The sequence below is a fragment of the Gilliamella sp. wkB292 genome, from assembly GCF_001690235.1.
Taxonomy (GTDB): Bacteria; Pseudomonadota; Gammaproteobacteria; order Enterobacterales; family Orbaceae; genus Gilliamella; species Gilliamella apicola_F.
The window spans coordinates 1-6,801 of sequence record NZ_LZGO01000053.1 but is presented as its reverse complement, the minus strand read 5'-3'; the positions used below and the strand labels follow the sequence as shown (position 1 = coordinate 6,801).

Genomic DNA, 6,801 nt, shown 5'->3' with positions numbered 1-6,801 from the left:
CGCGATTTTTACCCAGCAAGACGATCATCTTGCCAAGATTTGTGGTACTACTTTGCTAATACAACGTCTCTAATTGAACCACTAACATTTATCAAAAATTTTTTAAAGTTTAAATCCAGATAGAAAAATCAAGTTCATCACTTTTACTATAATAATATATAAACAACATGACAATGAACAAGTTTTGCACAACGCTAAAAATCTTAAAAGGGGATAACTAGCAAATTATTCACTGTACTCTTTGATAAGTATTTAACAAACCTGTTGATAACTCCGTATTATATTGATTTATTTTAATTTATTTGCAAGGTTAAATATTAACCTACTGCTGTATTAATTTCAAACTTTATTAAAAATATGAACTCAACATAATCAACGATAGCACAATTAAGAGAAAAAGGAGAGGAAAACTACAGGAATTAAGCTTGATTTCACTGTAGTTTAATAAATAATACGATTTATAAAGCGGTGAAAAAAGCCATTAAGCCAAAGATGACGCCCGGTGAATTGGCAATAGCAATTGGCCAATCTTTCTTTTCGCGCAATAAGCCATAGCAAACCCATAACGAACAGTTTATTGCTGCAGCCAATGGTTGAGTGGGATTAGATTTGTAACCATGAAGATTATCAATGATTTGTGGAATATAAGAAACATACATGCCAAGTGAAGCGATAGTAGCAATTACGCCCAAATAATGAAACGCTTTAGGTGAAAGATTCAAGACCTACCTCCCTACTGAGTCGAAAAATAAGGGATTCAACTCTAGCATATATCCCTTAAAAATTGTACTCAAAAACCTCATCCAGAATGTTAATTATTGATAAAGGATTTAACAAGATTTTGCATTTATGACGCCCTGCATCACAAGTTAATACCTTTTAATAAGCAGAGTAATGTGTACCACCAAGATTCACTATTTAATGTAGGCCAAATAACATACTAAAATTATCAAATCATAAAACAAGCAAGAGACTAAACTCAAGAATACTTAATTTAATCATACAAATAAAACAATATGGCGCAATTGGTAAAGGGATGATTCATAACCTTAAAATGATTACAAAAACAACTTATCTAACTCAGATAAATCTGGCATAACCGTTAATCCCATCCTTTAAATGGAATTTTAAAAACTATAACCGCCTACACGGCGTTAAACAGTCAGGTGCAGGAACAATGCGAACGGATGCCTTTCTAAACCACCTACACGGCGTTAAACAAGATGATACTACTTCAACAACCGATAAATTGTTTCTAAACCACCTACACGGCGTTAAACTTGGTCAATCATTGTTATCGTTTATTCTGCCATTTCTAAACCACCTACACGGCGTTAAACTAGTCAGCCGAGCCTCAGCTCAGGCTTATACTTTTCTAAACCACCTACACGGCGTTAAACTAGAAACCAATACACTATAACGCTTGTTGGGCAAAAGATAAATCTTTGTTTTAGGCTTAAAAACCCTTTTTTTACATTAAAAATTAACCTATTGATTATAAACAAGTTTAAATTATAGTAAAAAAAAGGGTTTTGTCATGATGTTTATTGAACTTGTAAAGTTACCCTATTTTTATTAGTAGGTCTTTGCTTTAGGTAATAACAAAAAGTCTTTGATTATCATCAAAGACTTTTTAGTAAATTAAAAATAAAAAACATCTAAATTTGCAAAATATAAACCTGATTATTAAGAATATTTTTATGATCAAACTGCTGTTTAATTGCTTGCATTAATTGGCGATTTTCTTCTGGTATGGCCTGCTTAAAATAGTTAACTTTAGCAGTACCAATACCATGTTCTGCAGAAGGAAGACCACCTAATTGATGACATTTTAGATACAAAGCACAATGGACTTGTTCAAGTAAGCATTGCCATTGCGCTTGCTCTCTACCATCGCGTAACAGACATAAATGGATATTGCCATCACCAGCATGCCCAAAAGCTAACATTCTTACACCGGTTTTTGCTTCTAATTGTTTGGTGTAATGAATAAAATCAGCAATTTTATTAATGGGTACAACAATATCTATAGGATCTTGCTCTGTCACCGCTTCAACAGCGCGAACTAGTGACCCGCGCACTGCCCAGATTTGGCTAGCTTGTTCTGCAGTTTCTGCAATAAAATGTTCACAATCAGCCAAATTAGCCAGTAGTTGCTGGCGCTGTTGTAATATAGTCTGGTGATCAGCACCATCTAACATAACAATAAGATAGGCTTGTGCATTGGGTAATGGAAATTGAAACCCCGAATATCTTTCACCCCACTGCGCGACCTGACGTTCTACAAACTCCAATGCTGTGGGTGTTAACGTTTGTAATATAGTTGTGATATTTGCTATAGCTAAATCAATACTTTTAAAACCAATAATTAAGGTTTCGAAAGCTTTTGGTTTAGCAATTAACTTTAAAGTGCATTGCGTAATAATACCCAGTGTCCCTTCACTGCCAATAAAGAGATGTTTTAACGAAAGCCCGGTATTATCTTTAACATTTTTACTACCAAAATTTAAAACGCTGCCATCAGCCATGACCACTTCTATTGCTTGCACATAATCACGAGTCACGCCATATTTAACCGCACGCATGCCACCAGCATTAGTACTTATATTACCGCCAATAGTGGCATTTTTTGCACCAGGATCGGGCGGATAAAACAGGTCTTGCTTTTCAACCCATTGTTGTAAATCTTGTAATAAAATGCCTGGCTGGACAGTAATGGTGAATGTCTCTTTATCCAGTTCAACAATATTGTTCATTAAAGATAAATCAATAATAATGCCACCATTAGGAATGGTTGAACCCACCAAATTTGTACCCGCGCCACGCGTTGTAATATTGATCCCCTTTGAATAGGCATATTGAACTATTTGTGAAACTTCCGCTGTTGTTACTGGATAAACCAGTAGTTCAGCTTGTCCATATTTCAATTGCAGTCCATCACTTAAGTGAGATTTTGGAATATTGTTTTGATAAATGATTCGGTTAGGATCTTTAATAATAGTTGTAATTGTATTCATGTTTATACCGATTATTTATAGCTGCGATCAAAGTGATTAGCTAATTTATCCCCTAAAAATTGAATTAACATCACAATAAAAATCAGAATGATAATACATAAAATCAGGATTTCTGTGACATAACGTTGATAGCCGTAACGAATGGCTAAATCACCTATTCCACCCCCGCCAACCACACCGGCCATTGAACTAAAGCTAATGAGCGAAATTGTCGTTACCGTTGCATGGCGAATTAATTGTGCCATCGCTTCAGGAAATAGTATTCCAATAATTATGCGAATATGTGATGCTCCGCTCGCTACTGCCGCTTCAATCACGCCTTTATCTATCTGACTAAACGCATTTTCAGCTAATCTTGCATAAAAAGCGATAGCCGCTAACGACAAAGGAAAGATAACCGCTTTTGGTCCAACAGTCGTGCCTACAAATAAAGCACCTAAAGGTAACACCGTCACCATTAAAATCAAAAAAGGAATTGAACGAGTCGCATTAATGATAAAGTTAGCAATACTATTCATTACTCTATTTTTGAAAAAAAACGGATTAGACATCAAAAACAGCAACAGCCCGATTATTGTGCCAAATAAAATACCAGCAAGCAGTGACCAACTGACCATAATAAAAGTCTCGTAAGCGGCTTGCCATAACATTTGTGCCATTTCAGCAAGGGTGAGTTTTATCATTAATATATTTCCTCAATAATCACACCTTGATTGTGTAACTTTGCAATAAGATTCAAGATATCATCGGGATCACCAATTAACTCTATCACTAGATTGCCTAACGCTTGCTCGTTAAAATACTCGATAAAGCCATGCAAAATATTGAAAGCGACGCCTGTTTCAAGCGCTGATTGATATAAAATAGGTTGCGTGGTATTTTCATTAATATAGCGCAGTCTAACCAATTTACCTTTAGCATTTTGTTTAATAAGATCGGGAAGATGAGTATTTTCATCAATATTAAGAAAGTTTTGGGTAAAGCGTTGTTTTGGGCAAGCAAATAAATTGAATGTGTTATTCATTTCAACAATTTCACCTTGTGACATTACCGCAACCCGATGACAAATTTTTTTTACCACATCAATTTCATGGGTAATAAGAACTATGGTTAAGCCAAATTTTTGATTGAGCTGTTTGAGTAAATCCAAAATAGCACTGGTTGTAGTTGGATCTAATGCACTGGTCGCTTCATCACATAGCAATATTTTCGCTTCATTCGCTAAGGCCCTTGCAATACCGACTCGCTGCTTTTGCCCACCACTAAGCTCGGCAGGATAAGCATAAGCTTTATCGCTCAACCCTACCAATGTAAGAAGCTCTTTCACTCGGTTTTTTACGGCATCACCCTTTTTACCCGCAGCCTTAAGAACAAAGGCAATATTTTCATAAACGGTTTTTGAACAAGCAAGGTTAAAATTTTGGAAGATCATACCGACTTGAAAACGAAAGGCCTGTAAATGGCGGCCTTTCAAAGTGCTAATATCAACACCATCGACAATCACTTGTCCTGACGACGGTATGGCGAGTCGATTAAGCGTTCTTACCAATGTACTTTTACCTGCACCACTTGAGCCAATAATGCCGAAAATTTCGCCTTGATTGACATCAAATGAAACATTTTTGACGGCTTCAACTATTTGGCCTTTTGCCTCAAAACGCACCGATACATTTTTTACTTGGATTAAAGGTGTATGTTGCATAATTAAAATAATTGATAGTCAGGTTTTTGGAAAGTATAAAAAATACCATTTTTATCTTCGATCACTTGCGCAAATTCAGGAGATTTAAGTACATCAATAATGTCCTTACCTAAAGTATCTTTAGATGAACTACGAATGGCAATAACATTTTTTAGATCTTTATCTAAAACTTCGGTATAAAGTGCTTTAGACAAATCTAAACCGGCACCAATAGCATAGTTACCATTGACAACCGACAATACCGCACTATCTAAAGAGCGAGGTGTTTGTGGTGCTTCAATTGGTACAATATTTAAACCATAAGGATTTTCAATAATGTTATTAGGTGTAAGATTATTTTTATCTACAGTTGGATCGAGTTTAATAAGACCTGCGGCTTGTAAAATTCTTAATGCTCGCGCTTCATTAGTGACATCATTAGCAATAGTGACTTGATCACCTTTTTTTAATTGAGAAAAATCGGTAATTTTATTAGAAAAAATACCCGCACCAGCGGTAGGCACAAAGCCAATTGCGATAATATCTAAATTGCGTGCCTGTTTAAAATTATTCAAATAAGTGAGATGTTGAAATAAATTAGCATCAATTTCTTTATTAGCTAACGCCAAGTTAGGTTGTACATAATCACTAAACTCACGAATTTCAACACTATAACCTTTCTTTTCTAGTCCTGGTGCAATCGCTTGTTTAAACATATCGCCATAAGGTCCGGCAGCAACACCGACAACAATATGATTCTCTTTTTTAGTATCATCACAACCGGTCAGCAAAGTGAATGTTGATAAAATAGCAAAACTTAATGCAATTAATTTTTTAAACATGATAATTTTTCCTTAAATTTGGATAATCTTTGTAAAGCTGCAATCAGCGTTTGTTCTTGTTTAGCAAAATGAAAACGAATATATCGATACTCAGGATGTTTGAAAAATGCTGATCCCGGTACAGCTGCTACACCTACTTCTTTAATTAACCATTCACAAAATTCAAAATCAGTTTTAAATGGGTTAAAAGCCGAAATATCAACCAAGACATAATATGCGCCTTGTGGCTCATAATAAGATAGACCTATTTTATCTAAACCTTGCAAAAACAGTTGACGTTTTTCAGTATAGGTTTGAGTTAATTGTCGATAGTAATCATCACCCAATGATAACCCAGCGCAAGCCGCTTTTTGTAATGGTGCAGCGGCGCCAACAGTTAAAAAGTCATGGATCATTTTACAGCCATCAATGATAGTTTTATCTGCAATAATATAACCAAGGCGCCAACCTGTAATCGAATACGTTTTTGATAATGAACTACAGCTAATAGTACGCTCTTTCATACCGGGGAAATTGGCTAAATAAAGGTGCTTGTGCGGGGCATAAACCATATGTTCATACACTTCATCAGTAATAACATAAGCATCAAATTCGATGGCTAATTGACTGATATAGTCAAGTTCAGCTTTAGTAAAAACTTTACCGCAAGGATTACTTGGATTACATAAGATTAAAGCTTTTGCACCTTGTTCAAAAGCTTGTCTAAGCTGCTGTTTATCAAACTCAAATGTAGGTGGAATGAGTGGTACATATATTGGCGTAGCATCAGATAAAATCGCATCAGCACCATAATTTTCATAAAAAGGTGAAAAGATGATAACTTTATCTTTAGGATTACAAATTGTCATAACCGCACACATCATGGCTTCTGTACTGCCACAAGTCACAAGGACGTTTTCATCGGGGTTTATGTCAATGTTCATCAACTTTTGCTGCTTTTTAGCCAGTAACTGTCTAAATTCTTTTGACCCCCAAGTAATTTCATATTGGTGAGGACCCTGCTCTGCAGCCTGCTTAAGCGCTTGTATCAATTCTTTTGGTGGATCAAAATCAGGAAATCCTTGTGATAAATTGATAGCTTGATATTCATTAGCAATTCGGGTCATCCGGCGGATAACTGAATCAGAAAAGTGGTCGAGTCGGTTGGCTAATTTACGCATTTATGTTAGTGATGAAAAAAATTAAGGTGTGCAAGTATAATACAAAATAGTATTTTTCTCGTTAAATAATATATTTATATATATTTATAATTTTTTTTTAT

The 6,801-nt window shown here is 35.3% G+C and carries 6 protein-coding genes and 1 CRISPR repeat array; all 6 genes read right to left on the bottom strand.

The window, feature by feature from the left end; genetic code table 11:
* Nucleotides 1–458: 458 nt before the first annotated feature.
* Complete coding sequence (locus A9G09_RS06435) at nucleotides 459–722, bottom strand: SemiSWEET family transporter (protein ID WP_081297501.1); 264 nt, start codon at nucleotides 720–722, stop codon at nucleotides 459–461.
* Nucleotides 723–1,132: 410 nt separating this feature from the next.
* A CRISPR array of direct repeats spans nucleotides 1,133–1,403; the repeat unit is 28 nt; unit sequence TTTCTAAACCACCTACACGGCGTTAAAC.
* A 255-nt stretch (nucleotides 1,404–1,658) separates the two neighbouring features.
* Nucleotides 1,659–3,017, bottom strand: a complete 1,359-nt coding sequence (locus A9G09_RS06430; protein ID WP_065634053.1) for an FAD-binding oxidoreductase — start codon at nucleotides 3,015–3,017, stop codon at nucleotides 1,659–1,661.
* 11 nt (nucleotides 3,018–3,028) lie between these two features.
* Complete coding sequence (locus A9G09_RS06425) at nucleotides 3,029–3,700, bottom strand: methionine ABC transporter permease (protein ID WP_369126354.1); 672 nt, start codon at nucleotides 3,698–3,700, stop codon at nucleotides 3,029–3,031.
* Nucleotides 3,700–4,719, bottom strand: coding sequence for a methionine ABC transporter ATP-binding protein (locus tag A9G09_RS06420; RefSeq protein WP_065634052.1), 1,020 nt, complete (start codon nucleotides 4,717–4,719; stop codon nucleotides 3,700–3,702). Before A9G09_RS06420 ends, A9G09_RS06425 begins: the two co-directional genes overlap by 1 nt.
* Before the next feature lie 2 nt (nucleotides 4,720–4,721).
* Entirely contained in the window at nucleotides 4,722–5,540 is an 819-nt protein-coding gene (locus A9G09_RS06415) for a MetQ/NlpA family ABC transporter substrate-binding protein (protein WP_065634051.1), read from the bottom strand.
* Complete coding sequence (locus A9G09_RS06410; RefSeq protein WP_065634050.1) at nucleotides 5,525–6,700, bottom strand: pyridoxal phosphate-dependent aminotransferase; 1,176 nt, start codon at nucleotides 6,698–6,700, stop codon at nucleotides 5,525–5,527. The genes A9G09_RS06415 and A9G09_RS06410 overlap by 16 nt, the downstream gene beginning before the upstream one ends.
* Nucleotides 6,701–6,801: the final 101 nt, after the last annotated feature.